General features: G+C 65.6%; 3 protein-coding genes. 1 reads left to right on the forward strand and 2 read right to left on the reverse strand.

Features of this window, described 5'->3' with window-relative positions; all coding sequences use genetic code 11:
* Window positions 1-437: dihydrofolate reductase family protein (locus FJ980_RS30270; protein WP_140547271.1), on the forward strand; the 437-nt coding region annotated here is incomplete at its 5' end.
* A gap of 150 nt (window positions 438-587) precedes the next feature.
* On the opposite strand, the gene FJ980_RS30275 is transcribed toward FJ980_RS30270, so the two are convergent.
* Both FJ980_RS30275 and FJ980_RS30280 read right to left on the reverse strand, forming a co-directional pair.
* Window positions 588-1,331: a 2OG-Fe(II) oxygenase gene (locus FJ980_RS30275; protein ID WP_140547272.1), complete on the reverse strand. Its 744-nt coding sequence runs from the start codon at window positions 1,329-1,331 to the stop codon at window positions 588-590.
* Window positions 1,328-1,873, reverse strand: coding sequence for a methylated-DNA--[protein]-cysteine S-methyltransferase (locus FJ980_RS30280; protein ID WP_140547273.1), 546 nt, complete (start codon window positions 1,871-1,873; stop codon window positions 1,328-1,330). Before FJ980_RS30280 ends, FJ980_RS30275 begins: the two co-directional genes overlap by 4 nt.
* Between the last annotated feature and the right edge of the window lie 27 nt (window positions 1,874-1,900).

The following is a 1,900-nucleotide window of genomic DNA, read 5'->3' on the forward strand; positions in this document are numbered from 1 at the left end:
ATACCATCCTCCTGAGCCGCAAGATGGCCGAGGAAGGCTACCTCGCCCATTGGGGCAATGCGGCGAAGAGATATCCGCGCGACCCGTTTTACGCTTTCGCCCAGCGCATCGTCGAGGCGAAGAAGGTGGTGCCGAGCGACAGGCTCAAGGCCTCGCGATGGGAGGGCACGACAGTGGTCAGCGGCGACCTGCCGCGGGAGATCGACTTGCTGAAGAGGGGTGAGAGCGGCGACATCGCGGTGTTCGGCGGCGCCGGCTTCGCCTCGGCGCTGATCGCGGCCAGGCTGGTCGACGAGTTCCAGCTGTTCATCAACCCGGCCGTGCTGGGTGCCGGCCGCCGCATCTTCGACCAAGGCGGGTTCGGCAGGCTGCGGCTGCTCGGCTCGAAATCCTATGCGAGCGGCATGGTGGTGAGCCGCTACGCGCCGGCCGGCTAATCGAAAGGCATTGCACTGATATCATGCCTGCCGTTGAGCTTGGGCATGGCAGTCGGCGATGCAGCACCAAGCGCGGTTGTGCCTTAGCCCCAGGGGCGAAGGGAACACGCGCCTCGATGTACTCTTGATCAACACCTTGGCCTCACCAATTCACTTCGCATCATGAAAAATGATGCCCACCGTGTGCCGCATGCCCGAGCGCAGGCGGCTGACGCCGTGGCGCAGATTGACGCGGTAATTGCCCTTGGTGCCCTGCACCGGCCGATTGTGGACGGCGAAGGAGACGGCATCGCCCTGGCGCAAGGGCACCACTTCCACCCGGCTCTGCATGCGCGGCCGCTGTTCGGTCAGGGCGAACTCGCCGCCGGTGAAATCCTCGCCGGGTTCTGAAAGCAGAACCGCCACCTGCACCGGAAAAGCGAGGTCGCCATAGAGGTCCTGGTGCAGGCAGTTGAAGTCGCCGGGCACATATTGCAGCAGAAGTGGCGTCGGCCTGACCTGGCCGGCGGCGTGGCACTGCTTGAGAAAGGCGGCATGCGTTTCGGGATAGCGCGTGGCGATGCCCATGCGTTCGTTCCACCGGTTGGCGACCTCGGCGAGCCTGGGATAGAGCGCCGTGCGCAGCCCGCCGATCAGGTCTGGCAAGGGGTAGCGGAAATAGCGGTATTCGCCCTTGCCGAAGCCGTGCCTGGCCATGTGGATATGGCTGCGGAAATGTTCCTCATGCGGATAGAGCCCGGCGAGTTGTCGGCACTCCTGCGGCGTGAGCAGCTTTTCCATCATCGCACAGCCGAAGCCGTCGAGTTCGGCGGCTAGGGCTGGCCAGTCGTAAGCGGCAACGCGTTCCTCGGCGGCTTTCACCACCGATGCCGCAACCTTGGCATGGGCGTTCATATCGCGGCCTCTTTGTCGAGCAAAGCGTGCTTGCGCTCAGTGCCCCAGCGGTAGCCGGAGGGCGTGCCGTCGGCGCGGACGACGCGGTGGCAGGGAATGCCGAGCGCGATCGCGTTAGCGGCGCAGGCCGTCGCCACGGCGCGGGCGCCGTTCGATTGGCCGAGACGCTGGGCAAGGGCGGCGTAGGTGATGGTTGCGCCGCGGCGGATGCTGCGAAGCTCGCCCCAAACTTTTTGCTGGAACGGCGTGCCGTGGCTGATGTCGAGCGGCAGGTCCAGGCCGGCGGCGGGCGTTTCGATGAAACGCGTTATCGCCGCAAGATCGCCTTGCAAGGCGGTCTCGTCCTCGACCAGCATCCTGCCGGGGAAGCGGCTGGCGAGATCCTGCGCCAGCGCCTCGGCGTCGGAGTCGATCAGGATGGCGCAGACGCCGAGGGAACCGCGCGCGGCGAGGATTTTGCCGATCGCGGATTGGGCGATGGCGTAGGTGATGGTGTCGGCGCCGGAGGCTGTCGCCGGCGTGTGGGTTTGCATGAGGTTCATTGCTTCACTCCTTCTGTGTGCCTGAAC

The sequence above is a fragment of the Mesorhizobium sp. B1-1-5 genome (genome assembly GCF_006443065.1).
Lineage (GTDB): Bacteria > Pseudomonadota > Alphaproteobacteria > Rhizobiales > Rhizobiaceae > Mesorhizobium.